General features: G+C 69.7%; 17 protein-coding genes. 11 read left to right on the plus strand and 6 right to left on the minus strand.

The genetic code is table 11. The features are described from left to right. Window positions 1-54: 54 nt before the first annotated feature. From QE428_RS14415 to QE428_RS14445, 7 genes are all read left to right on the plus strand, one after another. Entirely contained in the window at window positions 55-1236 is a 1182-nt protein-coding gene (locus QE428_RS14415; protein WP_307470496.1) for an ROK family transcriptional regulator, read from the plus strand. Then, a complete protein-coding gene (locus QE428_RS14420; RefSeq protein ID WP_307470498.1) occupies window positions 1233-2285 on the plus strand; it encodes a substrate-binding domain-containing protein in 1053 nt (350 codons plus the stop codon). The genes QE428_RS14415 and QE428_RS14420 overlap by 4 nt, the downstream gene beginning before the upstream one ends. An 11-nt stretch (window positions 2286-2296) precedes the next feature. After that, window positions 2297-3136, plus strand: a complete 840-nt coding sequence (locus QE428_RS14425) for an ATP-binding cassette domain-containing protein (protein ID WP_091354886.1) — start codon at window positions 2297-2299, stop codon at window positions 3134-3136. Next, window positions 3133-4320, plus strand: a complete 1188-nt coding sequence (locus tag QE428_RS14430) for a sugar ABC transporter permease (RefSeq protein WP_307470500.1) — start codon at window positions 3133-3135, stop codon at window positions 4318-4320. Before QE428_RS14425 ends, QE428_RS14430 begins: the two co-directional genes overlap by 4 nt. A 159-nt stretch (window positions 4321-4479) precedes the next feature. After that, window positions 4480-5568, plus strand: a complete 1089-nt coding sequence (locus QE428_RS14435; RefSeq protein WP_091354893.1) for a sugar ABC transporter substrate-binding protein — start codon at window positions 4480-4482, stop codon at window positions 5566-5568. A gap of 87 nt (window positions 5569-5655) precedes the next feature. Continuing rightward, entirely contained in the window at window positions 5656-6444 is a 789-nt protein-coding gene (locus QE428_RS14440) for an ATP-binding cassette domain-containing protein (protein ID WP_091354896.1), read from the plus strand. Continuing rightward, window positions 6441-7709, plus strand: coding sequence for a sugar ABC transporter permease (locus QE428_RS14445; RefSeq protein WP_091354899.1), 1269 nt, complete (start codon window positions 6441-6443; stop codon window positions 7707-7709). Before QE428_RS14440 ends, QE428_RS14445 begins: the two co-directional genes overlap by 4 nt. 86 nt (window positions 7710-7795) lie before the next feature. Here the strand turns inward: QE428_RS14445 and QE428_RS14450 are convergent, their stop codons facing one another. Then, a complete protein-coding gene (locus QE428_RS14450) occupies window positions 7796-8470 on the minus strand; it encodes a hypothetical protein (protein WP_307470503.1) in 675 nt (224 codons plus the stop codon). 115 nt (window positions 8471-8585) lie between these two features. Continuing rightward, a complete protein-coding gene (locus QE428_RS14455; RefSeq protein WP_307470505.1) occupies window positions 8586-8966 on the minus strand; it encodes a hypothetical protein in 381 nt (126 codons plus the stop codon). Window positions 8967-9025: 59 nt separating this feature from the next. On the opposite strand from QE428_RS14455, the gene QE428_RS14460 reads away from it, so the two are divergent. Further along, entirely contained in the window at window positions 9026-10156 is a 1131-nt protein-coding gene (locus QE428_RS14460; protein WP_307470507.1) for a class I SAM-dependent methyltransferase, read from the plus strand. 3 nt (window positions 10157-10159) lie between these two features. Here the strand turns inward: QE428_RS14460 and QE428_RS14465 are convergent, their stop codons facing one another. Genes QE428_RS14465 through QE428_RS14475 form a run of 3 tightly spaced genes read right to left on the minus strand, consistent with a single transcriptional unit; the run spans window position 10160 to window position 11498 of the window. Then, a complete protein-coding gene (locus tag QE428_RS14465) occupies window positions 10160-10621 on the minus strand; it encodes a DUF3817 domain-containing protein (RefSeq protein WP_133399925.1) in 462 nt (153 codons plus the stop codon). 41 nt (window positions 10622-10662) lie between these two features. Then, window positions 10663-11076 carry a hypothetical protein gene (locus QE428_RS14470; RefSeq protein WP_307470509.1) on the minus strand — a complete coding sequence of 138 codons (414 nt, stop codon included), beginning with the start codon at window positions 11074-11076 and terminating at the stop codon, window positions 10663-10665. After that, the gene (locus tag QE428_RS14475; RefSeq protein ID WP_231916581.1) at window positions 11073-11498 is read right to left on the minus strand and encodes a MarR family winged helix-turn-helix transcriptional regulator; all 426 of its coding nucleotides are present in this window, start codon (window positions 11496-11498) and stop codon (window positions 11073-11075) included. Before QE428_RS14475 ends, QE428_RS14470 begins: the two co-directional genes overlap by 4 nt. 84 nt (window positions 11499-11582) lie before the next feature. Here QE428_RS14475 and QE428_RS14480 point away from each other — a divergent pair, with 84 nt between their 5' ends. Next, window positions 11583-12755 carry a hypothetical protein gene (locus QE428_RS14480; RefSeq protein ID WP_307470512.1) on the plus strand — a complete coding sequence of 391 codons (1173 nt, stop codon included), beginning with the start codon at window positions 11583-11585 and terminating at the stop codon, window positions 12753-12755. Further along, window positions 12755-13237 (plus strand): hypothetical protein, encoded by a 483-nt coding sequence (locus tag QE428_RS14485; protein WP_307470514.1) that lies wholly within the window; start codon window positions 12755-12757, stop codon window positions 13235-13237. The genes QE428_RS14480 and QE428_RS14485 overlap by 1 nt, the downstream gene beginning before the upstream one ends. 49 nt (window positions 13238-13286) lie before the next feature. Here QE428_RS14485 and QE428_RS14490 read toward each other — a convergent pair whose 3' ends face one another. Continuing rightward, window positions 13287-14285 (minus strand): LacI family DNA-binding transcriptional regulator, encoded by a 999-nt coding sequence (locus tag QE428_RS14490; RefSeq protein ID WP_091354923.1) that lies wholly within the window; start codon window positions 14283-14285, stop codon window positions 13287-13289. Between the two features lie 107 nt (window positions 14286-14392). On the opposite strand from QE428_RS14490, the gene QE428_RS14495 reads away from it, so the two are divergent. Beyond that, entirely contained in the window at window positions 14393-16498 is a 2106-nt protein-coding gene (locus QE428_RS14495; RefSeq protein WP_307470516.1) for a beta-galactosidase, read from the plus strand. Window positions 16499-16513: the final 15 nt, after the last annotated feature.

The following is a 16513-nucleotide window of genomic DNA, read 5'->3' on the forward strand; positions in this document are numbered from 1 at the left end:
CGATCCGGGCCGCCATCCCGACTCGGGCGACGGCGGGCACGGTAGGGTGTCCCCGTGGCTCGCCGGTCAACTCCGCCCGGCTCGCAGTCCTCACTGCGAGAGGCGAATCGTGCACGATTGCTCGATTCGCTCAAGAGGCATGGGCGCTTGACGCAGATCGAGCTCGCCGGCGCCACCGGGCTCTCCCCCGCAACGGTGTCGAACATCGTCAAGGAGCTCACCGCCTCCGGCGTGCTCCACACCTCCTTCACGTCCCGCAGCGGCCGCCGCGCCACCCTCGTCTCGCTCGCGCGGCAGGTCGGGCTCGTCGCCGGTGCGCACTTCTCGACCCGCAAACTCCACGTCGCGATCGCCGACGCGACACGGTCCGTCGTCGCCGAGACGTCCATCCCGCTCGCCCCCGACCACCGGCACGACGCCGAACTCGACCGGCTGAGTCTGCTGCTCGGCGACATGGTCGACGGGCTCGGCGGGTCCCTGTCGGATCTGCTCGGCGTCGGCTTGGCGCTGCCCGCCCCGGTGGATCCGCGCACATCCGTCATCTCGACGCCCGGCCTCCTGCCCGGATGGGACGGGGTCGACATAGCACGCAGCCTCTCCGCGCGGATCGGCCGCCCCGTGCACGTGGACAGCGAAGCGAACCTCGGTGCCCTCGCCGAAGCGCGCGAAGGCGCCGCCCGCGGGGCCTCGTCGTCGGTGTACGTCACGGTCGGCCACTCCATCAGCGCAGGGCTCCTCGTCGACGGCGAGCTCTTCCGCGGAGTCAGCGGCCGCACCGGTCAGATCGGGCACATGACGATCGACGAGAACGGTGCGCTGTGCCGCTGCGGAAACCGAGGCTGCCTCGAGACGGTGGCCGCAGGTCCCGCCCTCCTGGCCGGCTTCAGCGAAGCCGACGGCATCCATCGCCTCCGTGACCTCGTGACGGCGGCGGGCGACGGTGTCCCGGCCGCACAGCGCACGATCGCGGATGCCGGCCGCCACATCGGCATCGCCGCGGCGAGCCTGTGCAACCTCATCGACCCGGAACGCATCGTCGTGGGCGGCGAGTTGGCGCGTGCCGGCGAGATCCTCCTGGCACCTCTCCGGCACGCCCTGGACCGCGCGATCCTCGGCGGCGGGGTTCCTGAAATCGTCGCGTCCGCCTTCGCGGAGTGGGCCGAGACCCGCGGTGCGATCGCCCTGGCCCTCGACCACGTGGCCGTCGACGCCGATCTGGTCGCTCTCCCCGCATGAGGCGACTCGTCACCGCCGTCGTGCTCGCGGCGGCTTCTGCTGCCGCACTGTCGGGGTGCGCCCTTCCCGACAACTCCCCCGAACAGACGACGATCGCGCTGCTCCTGCCCGACAAGAAGACCGCGCGCTACGAGACGTTCGATCGCCCCGTGTTCGAGAAGCGGATCGCCGAGCTCGGTGACGCGCAGGTGCTGTACACGAACGCCGATCAGGATGCCGCCCGCCAGCAGCAGCAGGCGGAATCGGCGCTCGCGGCGGGCGCTGCAGTGCTCGTCCTCGATCCCGTCGACGGGCGGGCCGCGGCATCCATCCTCGCCTCCGCCACCACCGAAGGCGTGCCGGTCATCTCGTACGACCGGATGATCATCGGCGGCGGAGAGCCCGCGTACTACGTCTCGTTCGACAACGAGCGCGTCGGCGAGCTGCAGGCTGAGGCACTCGTCGCCGGTCTGAAAGCCGAAGGCCGCTCGGACGGCGGCATCCTCATGGTGCACGGGGCCCCTACCGACAGCAACGCGGCGCAGTTCCGCGAAGGCGCCCGGCGTGTGATCGAGAAGGCGGGCCTGCGCGTCCTCGCCGAATACGACACGCCCGACTGGAGTCCCGACAAGGCGCAGTCGTGGGTCGCGGGGCAGCTCGCGCAGTACGGCGACGACGTCGCGGCGGTCTACGCCGCCAACGACGGCACGGCGAGCGGAGCGATCGCAGCGCTGCGTGCCGCCGACGTCTCGCCGTTCCCCATCGTCACCGGACAGGACGCCGAGCTCACGGCCCTGCAGCGCATCGTCTCGGGCGACCAGTACATGACCGTCTACAAGGCGATCCGCGAACAGGCGACGATCGCCGCCGACGTCGCGACGGAGCTGGCGGCGGGCGAGCGACCCACCGGCGACACGACAGTGGACGGCATCCCCTCCACCCTGCTGACACCCGTCGCCGTGACCGTGAAGGACATCGCCTCGACCGTCGTCGCCGACGGCTTCTGGACCGTCGAGGACATCTGCACGCCCCCCTACGCCGAGGCCTGCGCCGCGGCAGGCCTGGAATGAGAGCACCCCGCGTGAGCGTCTCCTCCCGTCGCACCGGCGACCACGTCCTGTCGATGCGCGGCATCGACAAACGATTCGGCGCCGTGCGCGCGCTCAGCGGGGTCGACTTCCGTGTGCGCGAGGGCGAGGTCGTCGCCCTCGTCGGCGACAACGGCGCGGGCAAGTCGACCCTCGTGAAGGTCCTCGCAGGCGTGCACCCGGCCGACGCCGGCACGATCGAGCTCGACGGCGAGCTCGTGCAGCTCTCGAGCCCCGCCGACGCGCAGGACCTCGGCATCGCGACGGTGTTCCAGGACCTCGCCCTCTGCGAGAACCTCGACGTCGTCGCCAACCTCTGGCTCGGTCGCGAGCTCATCGACCACGGACGCCTCGACGAGGTCGGCATGGAGGAGCGGACGTGGATGCTGCTGCGCGAGCTCGCGGCGAAGATCCCCTCCGTTCGCGTCCCGGTCTCGACGCTGTCGGGCGGCCAACGTCAGACGGTCGCGATCGCCCGGTCGCTGATCGGCGAGCCGCGCATCGTGATCCTCGATGAACCGACCGCGGCCCTCGGGGTGGCGCAGACGGCCGAGGTCCTGAACCTCATCGAACGCCTGCGCGATCGCGGCCACGGCGTGATCCTCATCAGCCACAACCTGACCGACGTCCTCGCCGTGGCCGACCGCATCGTGGTCCTGCGCCTGGGGCGCAACAACGGCGAGTTCGACGCCGAGACGGCGACAAGCGAGGTGCTGATCGCGGCGATCACCGGCGCCCTCGACTCCCCGCGTCCCCTGCCTCCTCCCGAGGAGCCGCACGCTCCGGTCATCCCCCTCGCGGGCGCTCGGCGCCGTTTGGACGGCGACCGGTGAACGGCGATGTCGGGATCCTCGCCCGGGTTCTCGCGCGGATCCGCTCCGGGGACGTGGGACGGATGCCGGTGGTGCTGGCCCTCGTCGTCATCGCGATCGTCTTCCAGGCCCTGAATCCGGTCTTCCTCACCAGCCGGAACCTGAGCGACATGCTCATGCAGTGCGCCGCCCTGGGGACCATCTCGCTCGGGATCGTGCTCGTCCTCCTCATCGGCGAGATAGATCTCTCGGTCGGCTCCATGTCCGGTGTGGCCGCCGCGATCCTGACGGTCGGCGCGGTGCAGCTGCAATGGCCGCTCGGGCTCGCGATCGGGGCCGCCCTGACCGCCGGAGCGGTCGTCGGCGCGGTCTACGGGCTGCTCCGCACGACGCTGGGTCTCCCGAGCTTCGTCGTGACGTTGGCGGGCCTGCTGGGCCTCCTGGGCGTACAACTGTGGGTCCTTGGCGACGCGGGGTCGATCAACCTGCCCTTCGACTCGTGGATCGTCCAGTTCGCGCAGCAGATGTACCTGCCCGCGTGGCTGTCCTACGTCCTGTCAGCGGCCACGGCCCTCGGCTACACCGGCACCCTGCTCGGTCGCGCGCGGCGACGCACGGCGGCCGAGCTCGAGAGCGATCGCACGGTCAGCATCCTCATCCGCGGCGGGCTGCTGCTCGTCGGACTCGTGGGCGGGTCCTGGTACCTCAACCTGTCACGCGGCGTGGGCGTCATGTTCGTCCTGTTCGTCGTTCTCGTCGTGATCGCCCATTTCGCCCTGACCCGCACCCGGTGGGGACGGTCGGTGTTCGCAGTCGGCGGGTCGATCGAGGCTGCGCGGCGGGCCGGCATCCGCGTCAACCGGATCGTCGTGTCGGTGTTCGTGCTGTGCTCGGTGCTGGCCGCGACCGGCGGCATCCTCGCCGCCGCGCGGCTGGCCGCCGCCAACCAGAGCACGGGGGCCGCCGACACGAACCTCAACGCCATCGCCGCGGCGATCATCGGGGGCGCCTCACTGTTCGGCGGGCGGGGCTCGGCTTTCGCCGCCCTGCTCGGCGTCGTCGTCATCCAGGCGATCTCGTCGGGACTGACCCTCATCAACCTCAGCTCGGCCGTCCAGTTCATGGTGACCGGCGCCGTCCTCGTGTTCGCCGTCGCTCTCGATGCGATCACGCGACGCACGCAGCTCGGGGCTGGCCGGACCTGATCCAGGCACGCCGGACGCCGCTTCCGAAGAGGGTTCGGGACGACCGTCGACGGTGACGAAAGCGTTATGTTCACATCTTGACTTCATTTCGTGAACACATCAAGATCGTCGTCAAGCGCGAAGTCGCGCTCGCTCGATTTCACTGTCGAAAGGCGAACGATGAAGAAGTCCCTGTCCGTTGCCGCAGCCCTCGGGGCCGCCGCACTCCTGCTCGCAGGCTGTTCCAGCACGAGCACCCCGGCACCCGGCGGCTCGAGCGGTGGCGCGGCTCCCGCTGAAGCCGGGCGCGCCTGCGTCATCCTCCCCGACGCCGCGTCGTCGCCCCGCTGGGAGAACTTCGACCGCAAGTATCTTGAAGAGGGGCTCACCGGCGCCGGCTTCGAGGTCGACATCCAGAACGCGGGTGGCGACACGTCGAAGTACACGACGATCGCCGACCAGCAGCTCACCAAGGGCTGCGGCGTCATGATGCTGGTCGACTACAACGGCGCAGCCGTCGGCGTCGCCACCAAGGCGAAGGCCCAGGGAATCCCGGTCATCGCCTACGACCGCCCCTTCCAGGGTGCGGACTACTACGTCTCCTTCGACAACGTCGAGGTCGGCAAGCTCGAGGGGCAGACCGTGCTCGACGGCCTGAAGGCCGCCGGCAAGGACCCGAAGACGGCCGCCGTCTACTACATGGGCGGCGACCCCACCGACGGCAACGCGGCCATGTTCCTCAAGGGCGCGAAAGAGGTCATGGAAGCGGCGGGCATCAAGCCGGTCGCCGAGCCCCCGGGAGTCTGGGACGGCGCGAAGACCCAGACCAACTTCGAGCAGGCTCTGACCGCGAACGGCGGCAAGGTCGACGGCGTCTGGGCCGCCAACGACACCAACGCCGACGGTGTCATCAAGGTCCTCCAGGACCGCGACCTCACGGGTGTCGCCGTTTCGGGCCAGGACGCCAACGTCGAGGGCCTGCGCAACATCCTGACCGGATGGCAGACCGCCACGGTCTACAAGCCCGTCAAGGATGAGGCCGAGGCCGCCATCAAGATCGCCACGGACCTCCTGAACGGCTCGACCCCGACGGCAGATCAGAAGCTCGACGACGGCACGCCTTACATCGCGGTCACGCCGCAGCTCGTGGGCCCCGACAAGGTCAAGGACGTCGTCGCCGCCGGTGACGCCTCCGCCTCGGACGTCTGCACCGGCGACATCGCCGGTGTCAGCCTCGCCGACAAGTGCACCGAATTCGGCGTCGAGTGATCTGACGGGAGTGGGGATGCCGCGACCCGCGGCATCCCCACTCCCCTCTGTCCGCGCGATACCCCTCGATCTCCCTGGAGAACCCGCATGAGCGAACCCATCATCGAACTCCGCCGCGTCACGAAGTCCTTCGGTCCGGTCAGCGTCCTCAAGGGCGTCGACCTCATAGTCCGACCGGGCATGGTGACCGCCCTCGTCGGCGACAACGGCGCAGGTAAATCCACCCTCATCAAGGGCCTCGCCGGCGTGCAGCCCTACGACACCGGCGAGATCCTCGTCGACGGTCAGGAGCAGTCGCTTCGGACCCCCCGCGAAGCGGGCGCACTGGGCATCGAGGTGGTCTATCAGGACCTCGCCCTCTGCGACAACCTCGATATCGTCCAGAACATGTTCCTCGGCCGCGAAGAGGTCATCGGCGGCACGTTCGACGAGGGCCGCATGGAGAAGGATGCCTCGGACACGCTGCGCTCCCTATCGGTGCGCACCGTCAAGAGCGTCCGGCAGAAGGTGTCGAGCCTCTCCGGCGGTCAGCGACAGACGGTCGCCATCGCGCGCGCCGTGCTCAAGAAGGCCCGCGTCGTCATCCTCGACGAGCCCACCGCCGCCCTCGGCGTGGCCCAGACGGAGCAGGTGCTGAACCTCGTCCGACGCCTCGCCGACCAGGGCGTCGCCGTGGTCCTGATCAGCCACAATCTGGCCGACGTGTTCGCGGTCGCCGACGACATCGCCGTCCTCTACCTCGGCCAGATGGTCGCGCAGGTCCCGACCTCGGAGTCGACCCGAGACGAGATCGTCGGCTACATCACCGGAACCAAGGTCCCGCCGGGCGTGCAGCTCGTCGGCACATCCACCATCCCCGTCGGAGGCGACGCATGAGCACCACTACCCGGACCGCGGCGGCACCCGACCCCGTCGCGAGCGACCTCATCGGCAGCGGCGTCGAAGGCGGCGTCGGCGACCAGATAGGCGCCTGGTTCCAGCGCGTGCGCGGCGGCGAGATGGGCGCCCTGCCCGCCGTCGGCGGCCTCGTCCTGCTCGTCATCCTGTTCAGCACGCTGAGTCAGTACTTCTTCACCCCCATCAACTTCGCGAACCTCATGAGCCAGGCGGCATCCCTCGTCGTGCTCGGCATGGCGCTCGTGTTCGTCCTCCTCCTGGGCGAGATCGACCTGTCGGCGGGTGTCACCGGCGGCGTGGGCGTCGCCACGTTCGTCGTGCTGAACGTGAAGTTCGACATCCCCTGGCCGCCCGCCCTCGCGATCGGCTTCCTCGTCGGCCTGGCCACCGGAGCGTTGATCGGGTTCCTTGTGGCGAGGATCGGCATCCCGTCGTTCGTCGTCACCCTCGGCCTGTTCCTCGGCTACCAGGGTCTCGCCCTGCTCATCATCGGCGCGGGCGGTCTCTACCCGATCGAGGCGCCGGAGCTGCTGGCGCTGCAGAACGGACGTCTGCCCGTCTGGGGCGGCTGGGTGATGCTTCTGATCATGCTGTTGATCTCGGGCGGCCTGTCGTTCTGGGATCGCCGACGCCGCACCCGCGCCGGCGTTCCCAACCGTCCCATCGCCCTCGTGTGGGCCAAGCTCGCGGTCCTCACGATCCTCGGTGGAGCGGCCGTGTTCGTGCTGAACCTCAATCGGTCGCAGTCGATCATCCCGATCGAGGGCGTGCCGATCATCGTGCCGGTGGTGCTGACGATCCTCTTCATCGGCACGTTCGTCCTCGACCGCACCCGGTTCGGCCGCTACGTCTACGCCATCGGCGGCAACGCCGAGGCCGCTCGCCGCGCCGGCATCAAGGTGCGCTGGGTGAAGTGGTGGTGCTTCGTCGCCGCCTCGGGCCTCGCCGTCGTGTCGCTGCTGTTCAATCAGGCGCGCGTCGGGTCGGTCGACGGCGCCGTCGGACGCGACATCGTCCTCTCAGGCGTGGCGGCCGCCGTCGTCGGCGGCGTGAGCCTGTTCGGTGGCCGAGGGCGCCTCATCCACGCGGCGATCGGAGCACTGGTCATCGCGGTCATCATCAACGGACTCGGCCTGCTGCAGCTCGACGCGGGCTTCAACCTCCTGGTCACGGGCGGCGTCCTGATCCTCGCGGCCACCGTCGACGCCCTGTCGCGGCTGCGGACCGGCGGCATGCGCACCTGATCGTCCGCAGCGACGCGACGAGGCCCTCGACCGGAGCAGGTCGAGGGCCTCGTCCTGTGTGCGAGAACGCCGATGCGGCGATCTACTCAGCCCCCGTAAAAGGGGTTCGCGACTGTGGAGCAGAGCGAAAGGTTTCTTGCGGCCGGGTTGGCCGTGCCCGCAGGAAGGGTGGTGCCGAGCTTCAGTCCCACACGACTGCAGTACTTGATGGTCTTCGACCCGATGTTGGCGTCGTTTGACTCCGCGGGGAGCTTGATGACCACACCCTGATTGGTGAACCGATACTGCGTCCGGTCGACTGAGTCGGTGGCCGTTCCCGTCGCGGTCTTCTGACCGGAGGCGCAACTCAATGACACGCCGACACTGAATGCCCAGGGAAGCGTCAATCCCGCACTGAGCGAGGGCTCACATGATGATGAGTACACAGAGAGCTTGGCGGTCACGCTTCGAGCTTTGACGTACGTCCAGCTCGAACAATTCGTCGTGAATGACACCTTGACCTCCGGGGAGTTCAAGGATGCGTTGACGACGTAGACGTCGGCACCGCCACCACCCCCGAGGTTCGTGGTGTACTTCATCGTTCCCGACACTGCGTACCTCATGCACACGCGCTCGGCGGTGAGGTAAAGCGAGCCGGATGCCGACACCGCCTTCGAGAAACTCTTACTTGTGGCCGCCTGAGCCGGGGTCGCCCCCATGCTGAAAAGCAGCGCAGCGACAGCGACAGCCACGAGAGCCTTCACTCGGCCGCGTCTGCTCATATTCATCCTCATTGAATCCCCCTTCGACGGAGCCGCCGTGGCTCTTGACGTCAAAGTAGCCTTCGGACGCGAGGACGACAATGTTGAGGTGAGGTTCCTCAGATCGATGCGTTCCTCAGTCGCGCGTCGACCAGAGAGCCCACGCGACGAGCACGGGCTGGAACAGCAGCCTGCCCCACCGAGCCTTGTCGCTGTCGAGGCTGAACCCGTCGCGCTTGCCGAGCGCCTGCCCGATGTTGCCGGGGAAGATCGCGACGAAGAAGGCGGCGAGGATGACGCCGATCCGGCGCCGCTCCTTCGGGAGCACCACGAGCGCGGCACCCAGCATCATCTCGACGGCGCCGGAGGCGACGACGACACCGTCCTTGTCGATCGGGAGGGTGTCGGTCACGAGGTCGGGAACCTGAGCCTGGAACTCCTTGCGCGCCCAGAACAGGTGGCTGAGACCGGCGAACACCATGGCGCCGGCGAGAGCCCAGCGAGCGATTGTCTTCATCCTCCGAGTATCCCCCGCCCGGCGACGAACCGGCCGATGCCCTCGCCTACGCTGGTGAGGTGACGCGACCCGACCCGTTCCCCTTCGACCGGCTCTCCCGTCGCCCCGACGTCGAAGGTCCGGATCTGGTGGCATCGGATGCCGCCGACCGGCTCATCCTGGACGAGTCCGCCGACCTCCGCGCCGGTGCACCGGCCGGGTCGATCGTCGCGATCGGCGATACCCACGGCGCTCTCGCCCTGGCCGCCGCGCATGATGGCGCGCGGGACGTCCGCGTCCATCAGGATGCCCTGGCCGGTGAACAGGCGATCGCCCGGAACGCCGAGGAGCTCGGGCTGAGCGATCGCGTCCGGGTCGTCGGGCTCGACGCCGACGCCGTCCGAGACGCTCGGGTCGTGCTCCTGCGTCTGCCGCGCGCGCTCGACGCGCTCCGCGACGTCGCGGGGCTCATCTCCGCCCACGCCTCCCCCGACGTCGTCGTGATGGCCGGCGGCCGCCTGAAGCACATGACCCCGACGATGAACGACGTGCTGGGCGAGCACTTCGGACGCATCGACGTCTCGCACGCCCGACAGAAGTCCCGCGTCCTGTTCGCACAAGAACCCCGGGACGGCCGTGACCCCGCGCCCGCCGAAGGACGCGAGAGCGAGCTCGAGATCCGCGCCTTCGGCGGCGCGTTCGCGGGCGCGCGCCTCGACCACGGCACCCGACTCCTCCTCGCACATCTGCCGGAGCACCCTGCCGGCGGATCGCCGGAGGATCCGCTGATCGATATGGCGTGCGGAACGGGCGCCGTCGCAGCGCACCTCGCGAAGCGGCATCCCGCAGCCTCCGTCTACGCCTCGGATCAGTCCGCGGCAGCGGTCGCCTCGGCGCGCGCGACGGCAGCCGCGAACGGCGTCGCGGACCGGGTCGAGGTCGTCCGCGATGATCTGCTCGCGAGCCGAGCCGCGGCATCCGTCTCGTTCGTCGCACTGAACCCGCCGTTCCACAGCGGTGCGGCGCTGACCGAGCGGCTGGCGCTCCGGCTGTTCGCCGACGCGGCACGCGTCCTGCGTCCGGGAGGCGAGCTCTGGTGCGTCTGGAATTCCGGGATGCGGTACCGCGGCGATCTCGAACGGCTCGTCGGACCCACCCGTCAGGTGGCGAGGGATGCGAAGTTCACCGTGACGGTGTCGACGCGTCGCTGACGATCAACGCCCTCCGGGAGGGCCGACGATCAGCAGCACGACGTAGAGGGCGACGACCGCGACCACGACGAGCGCGATCAGGATGCCGGCGTGCCGCAGGAACCAGCGCAGCAACCGGTCGACGGGGCGCCGGTCGCGCGGGTCCGACGTCTCGTCGATTCGCCACGCGCCGTCGAGCCTTCCGCTGCGTCGCAGCCACATCTCCACGGGGAGCGTCGCGTAGGGGACGACAGCTGATCCCACCGCCAGCACCGCCGTGCCGAGACCCCACCGGTTGTTGAGGGCGACGACGAGCGCGGTCGCCCCGTAGGACAGGAAGACGAAGCCGTGGATGCCGCCGCCGATCGTGACGGCGAGCGCGGGTCCTCCCACGGCACGAATGATGAGACCCGCGATGAGCAGGGTCCATGAGAACACCTCGGCGATGGCAAGGATGCGGAAGATCGAGAGAGGGGTGCGGAACACGCCTTCAGCCTACCTGAAGGAGCGGGGCGGTGAGAACGCGGTCAGCGCCGCGTCGACCACACGGCCCATGCGACGAGCACCGGCTGGAGGAAGAGCCGCCCGAACCGCTTCGCGTCCGAGTCGAGCCCGGGCACGTCCCGTCCCGAGCGCCAGTGGTGGATGTTCCCGGGGAAGACGGCGACGAACAGCGCCGCGACGGCGAACCCGACCCGACGTCGCTCTCGAGGCAGGGCGATGAGGGCGAGGCCGAGCGCGATCTCGACGACGCCCGAGGCGACGACGATCGTGTCCTTGTCCGTCCGCAGCACGCGGGTCGACCAGTCGGGGACAGCGACCCGGAACCCGCGCCGGAGAACCGTCAGGTGGCCGAGGCCCGCCCCGATCAGGAGGACGGCCAGAAGAATCCGCGCGACGCCGCGGACGATCGCCAGCGGCCGACCGCGGCGCGGGCTCACTCGATCACGCCCGCGCGGATGCCGCCGAGAGAGTCCGCGATACGGGGGTGCGATTGCGACAGCGCATCGTCGAGTCGCTCGAGGCGGTCCTGAGCGTCGCGCAGCACCTGTGCGCCGCGTTCGGTCACGCTCAGGTCGCTCGCCGCCCCGGCTTGGGCCGTCGCGTCGGCGACGAGGCCGTCGTCCACCAGAGCGTGCACGGCGGCATGAGCGGACTGGACGGTGATGCGCGAGCGACGGGCGAGCTCGGAGAAGGAGATCCCCGGCTCGGCCCCGATGTGCCCGAGCAGCCCGAACTTCCGGGTCGAGATACCGAGGCCCCGAAGCTCTGCCGCGAGCTGGGCCTCCCACGATGCCGAGACGGCGAGCAACGCGATGACGGGACTGAAACGCGGTGCGTCCTCTGCGGGGGTATCTACCACGGCAGAAGTCTATGAGTGACCCGCGCCCGCGGTCAGTATTCAAGAGGGAGATGAGTGTCTCCGCGGAGCCCTATCATCAGCGGTATGCTGCGCGCGCTCGCCCACCCCGCCGTCGCGCTGACTGCTGCCGCCGTCCTGTTCTTCGCCCACATCGGATCGTCGGGGAGCACGCACCGTTCGCCCGCTCACGATGCTGCCGGTTCCGACTCGCCGATACCCGTCCACGCCGGTCACATCGCCCCCTCTGCCGCCGCGGTGTGGTGGTCGGGCCTGTCTGCCGCGACGCGGGAAACCCTCATCCGGTCCGCTCCCGAGCGGATCGGTGCTCTGGACGGTCTTCCCGCGGACGTGCGTGTCGCCGCCAACCGCGTCGTGGCGAGAGAACGACTCAGCGAGCTCGAAACGGTCCTCACGACGCTGGCGCGACGGGAGTCCGCTCCCGCCTCGGAGGCGGAACTCGAGCCCCTGCGGCAGGAACACTCCTACCTGGCAAGAGTCGTCAGCGGCGCCGTGAAGCTCTACCTCTTCGCCCCGGACCGCAGCGCCCTCGTCGAGATGACGGGAGATCCGGCGACCGCCACCGGCATCCTCCTGGTCGTTCCGGGGACGAACGCGTCGATACGAAGCTTCATGGTGCCCGACCCGGTGACCGCGTTCGCAGATTGGCAGGTGGACCACGCGGACCCGTCGACACCCGTCGTCGCCTTCACCGTGCTCGCCGCCCCGATGCCGCAGCTCTCGATCGACCTCGCCTCGGGGCCGCAGAACAACACGATCGCGACGGCGGCGGGCGCGAGCTACGCTCGTATCGTGGAGGGAATCGACGTCGCTTTCCCGGGTCTGCCGACGCTCAGCTACGAGCACAGCGCCGGATCGCAGGTCGGCAGCGCCGCCGAAGAAGACGGTGCCCATTTCGACGCCCGCTTCCTCGCGGCAGGTGTCGGGGCGACCGACGGCTACACGACGTCCCCCGGGACGGCCTATTACGCCGCGCAGGCAACGGACGACATCAACCGCCTCTACGCCGGATTCCAGATGGGCGACATCGGCTACGGCGTCGGACCCGAGGAATTCCCCGGCATCACCATCATCGATCCCGGCCTGTCCGATGTTCCTGTCTCGGCGATGGGCGGCATGCTCGCTCGCGGGCTGACGCTCCACAACCGCCTCTTCAGCGGCGACGCGTCGGCCAACGGAACCGTGCTCGCCGATGTCCGCCTCCTCCTCACCTCCCTCGCTCGCGAGAGAACCGGCTGATGGCGCCCCGCCCCGCCGCAGCAACGGTGCTCGTCGGTCTTCTCGTCCTCGCCCTCGCGGGATGCGCCTCGCCGCAGGGAGCGACGTTCGCATCGGTGCGCGCTCACGCCCAAGAGGCGGTCGCCGATGTCGTCGCCGCCCTGCCCGACGGAGCCGAGTTCACCCCTACCGGGGACCCCACGTCGACCGCGTGCGACAGCGGCACCGCGGGCCCCTCCGGTCCCGAGGGAACCGCCTTCGCCACGTTCCACGGGTCGGCGGTGCTTCCCGACACGGCGGACACCGGGGCCGTCCTGACCGAGCTCCCCACGACTCTGGGCGAGGAGTGGGCCGTCGAGCCCGTCGGCATCGACACCGACGTCGCCACCGTCCGCGTGAACCGGGCGGGAACCGGAGTGTCGGTGGACGTGACGGAACAGGCGGGTGATGGCCCGAAGACGCTCGACATCCTCGCCGTCTCACCCTGCGGCCGGATCGAGTGACGCGTCGCCGGCCGCCGCCGTTTCCCCTCCGCTCGACAGCCGCACCCGTTCAGTCGGGCGGTGGGGCCGTAGACCTGCGGACCTGCAGCGTCGGCACGTCGACGACGGGGCTCGAGGGAGCGGGGGCGCCGATCTTGTCGAGCATGTCGGCGACGATCTGACGCCCGCGCGCAGCGAAGTCGACGCGAAGCGTGGTGAGCGGCGGGTCGAAGAACGCCGCCTCGGGGATGTCGTCGATACCCGCGACGCTGACGTCCTCGGGGACGCGCAGACCGCGCTCCTTGAGGGCGAGCATGGCGCCGAGGGCCATCTGGTCATTCGAGGCGACGTAGGCGGATGCCGCGGGCAGCCGCTCGAGCGAAGCGAGGGCGGCGTGAGCCGACGCCGCCGACCAATCGCCCTGGAACTCCGCGACCACCTCGAGCCCGTGGGCGGCCGCGGAGGCCGCGACGGCCCGACTGCGGTTACGGCTGGCTGGCCAGTTGCCCGCGCCGGAGATGTGCACGATGCGACGGTGGCCGAGCGCGGCCAGGTGCGCGATGAGCGTCGGGAGACCGGTGTCGTGGGCGCCCGTCGCATCGTCGGGCTCGGAATGCACGTGAAGGGGCACGGCGAAGTCGGCTCCGGCGAACACCCGGTTCATCTCGTCCGTTGAGGACAGCGCGAGGACGCCGGCGAGCGTCTGCTGATTCAGCAGACGCAGAGACTCCTCGATCGCGCGCGGATTGTGGACGTCGAGGGTGATGAGGTCGAGGACGTACCCGGCCTCGCGGGCTGCGGCCGCGGCGCCCTCGGCAACGCGTGCCGGCCCCACCTGCCCGAGCTCGTGGGTGAGAGCGGCGATGATGTGCGATCGACCGAGCTTCAGGCCCCGCGCACTGAGGTTGGGCCGGTACTCGAGCCGGTGGAGGGCATGCTCGACGCGTTCCCGGGTCGCCGGGCGGATACCCTCGTACCCCGCCAAGTACCGGCTGACCGTCTGATGCGAGACACCGGCCGCCTCGGCGACGTCGTAGATCGTCGCCGGCTTCGTGCTCCGACCAGCCATGCGCCCTCGTCCCCGAACTGTTACTTGACATCTGATGTTATCGGAAACATCATGGTGCGCATCGGAGATGTTTCCGACAACATCCAGCCTGACGACGGAGTCCCTGCATGCCTGCGCCCCTGCCCTCGCACCTTCTGTTCGGCGCCGCGTACTACGCGGAGTACCACTGGACGGAGCGCACCGAACTCGACCTCGACCTGATGAAGCAGGCGGGGTTCACCGTCATCCGTGTCGGCGAGTCGGTCTGGTCGACCTGGGAGCCCCGTGACGGCGAGTTCGACCTCGACTGGCTGCAGCCCGTGCTCGACGGTGCTCACGACCGGGGTATCGCGGTCATCCTCGGCACGCCCACCTACGCCGTCCCGCCGTGGCTTCAGGTCGCCCACCCCGAGATCGCCGCGGAGATCACCACCGGCCATCCGCACCCGTGGGGAGCTCGTCAGGAAGTGGACTACTCCCACCCGGCCTTCCGCCACTACGCCGAGCGCATCATCCGCGCCGTCGTCGCCCGCTACGCCGATCACCCTGCGGTCATCGGCTACCAGGTGGACAACGAGCCGGGCATGCTCCTGCCTCACAACCGGAGCACGTTCCAGCGATTCGTCCGACGGCTGGCTGCCACCTACGGCGACGTCGAGACGCTCAACCGAGAGTGGGGGCTCACCTACTGGTCCCACCGCATTGCGGACTGGTCGGAACTGTGGACACCCGACGGCAACAGCCTGCCGCAGTACGACCTGGCCTGGCGGCGCTACCAGGCCGACCTCACGACGGAATTCATCGCCTGGCAGGCGGCCATCGTGCGGGAGTACGCCTCAGCGGACCAGTTCGTGACGACCTGCATCGCCTACCCGCGACCGGCTCTCGACGACCGCTCGGTGACACTCGAGCTCGACGTGACGGCAGGAAATCCCTACTACGCGATGCAGGACCACCTCGACGCGACCCGGGAACTCCCCCCGGTCACGCCGTGGACGACGTCGGGCGTCAGCAGCATGTTCCGCCAGGCGGACCGCACGTTCTCCTCGAAGCAGGAGCGGTTCCTCATCACCGAGACAGATGCCCAGTCCATCGGCGGCTCCGCCTTCAACCTGCCGCCCTACCCGGGCCAGCTGACGCAAGCCGCCTTCGCCTTCGTCTCGCGCGGCGCGGCCATGATCGAGTACTGGCACTGGCACACGCTGCCCTACGGCACGGAGACCTACTGGGGCGGCATCCTGCCCCACAGCCTCGAGCCCGGACGTGTGTACCGCGAGCTGTCCGAGGTCGGCGCGGCCTTCGGAGCCATCGGACCGACCCTCGACGGCTTCGAGCCCGACGCCGACGTCGCCCTCCTCTGGTCCACCGACAGCCGGTTCGCGTTCGACTTCTTCCCGCCTCTCATGGACGACGCGGGCGAACCTGCCGCCGCGTCGTACGAGCGCATCTTCGACGCCTCCTACCGGGGTGTCTTCGACGCGGGCGCCCAGGCACGGGTCATCCACGTCGCGCAGGCCCGCGATCTCGGCGCAGCCGAACTCGCGGCACGCTTCCCCGTCCTCATCGCGGCCGGTGTCTACGTCGCCGACGACGGCGCCCTCGAGCTCCTCCGGGAGTACGCGGATGCCGGTGGCCACCTGATCGTCGGCATCCGCACCGGCTACGGCGACCACGAGGCGCGGGCCCGAATCGAGGTTGCGCCGGCCCGCCTCGCCGAGCCCGCCGGAGTCTCGTACGAGGAGTTCTCGAATCTGCAGCGACCGGTGGCCGCGGTCGGCGTCGGAACCCTCGAGGTGACGCCCGGCGCGACCGCGGAGGCCTGGGCCGACGGACTGATGCCGACGGATGCGGACACGCTCGTGACCTACGATCACCCGCGGTTCCGCGACTTCGCGGCCGTCACGACGCGCTCGCACGGCAGCGGCAGGATCACGGTCGTCGGCACGCTGCCCTCACCCGCCCTCGCGGCCGATCTCGTGCGCTGGGCCGTCCCCGAACCGATCTCGGCGGGACTGCTCCAGAAGGCCGCCCTCCCCGTCTCCGTCGCGTCCGGCTCGCTTCCGGACGGTCGTCGGGCCTGGTTCGTCTTCAACTGGGGCTGGGCGCCGCAGACCGTCGAGCTCGCCGTCGGCGCGCGCGACGCGGTCACCGGCGAAGAGCTCGCTCCCGGCGCAGACCTCGTCCTCGCAGCGTGGGCGACCCGCTGCTTCCTCAGCTCCACCCCCGACAACTGAACCACCCCACCCACC

It is taken from the genome of Microbacterium sp. SORGH_AS_0505 (assembly GCF_030818715.1).
In the GTDB taxonomy this organism is placed as follows: Bacteria; Actinomycetota; Actinomycetes; order Actinomycetales; family Microbacteriaceae; genus Microbacterium.